The organism is Pseudoalteromonas sp. GW168-MNA-CIBAN-0100 (assembly GCF_040309225.1).
Taxonomy (GTDB): Bacteria; Pseudomonadota; Gammaproteobacteria; order Enterobacterales; family Alteromonadaceae; genus Pseudoalteromonas; species Pseudoalteromonas arctica.
The window spans coordinates 1-348 of record NZ_JBEOOL010000255.1 but is presented as its reverse complement, the minus strand read 5'-3'; the positions used below and the strand labels follow the sequence as shown (position 1 = coordinate 348).

At 44.0% G+C, this 348-nt stretch carries 1 protein-coding gene; it reads right to left on the bottom strand.

Annotation, left to right across the window (positions count from 1 at the left end):
* The coding region (locus AAEY62_RS20990) for a spermine/spermidine synthase domain-containing protein (RefSeq protein WP_502935532.1) at positions 1-348 on the bottom strand (348 nt) is incomplete at both ends.

The window sequence follows — 348 nt, the reverse complement described above, 5'->3', positions numbered from 1 at the left end:
CGGGAATGGCAGTGTTTGTAAGTCGTTAAAACCTACCGTTAGCATAGCTTCGCGCATTTCAACTAATAACGGCATATGCATAAGCGGTGATTCGCTTTGTTGTACTAAAATGCCACCTGGGCGAAGGGCGTTTAAGCAGCTAGTGTAAAATGCATGATTAAATAAACCTTCACCTGGGCCTACTGGGTCGGTGCCATCAACAATAACAACATCGATTGATTCGCTTGCGGCTTCGCGCATGTATTTAATGCCGTCGTCAAACATAACTGTTGCACGAGGATCGTTGTTAGATTCACACAGCTCTGGGAAGTATTTTAACGACATTTGCGTTACTACTTCGTCTATATC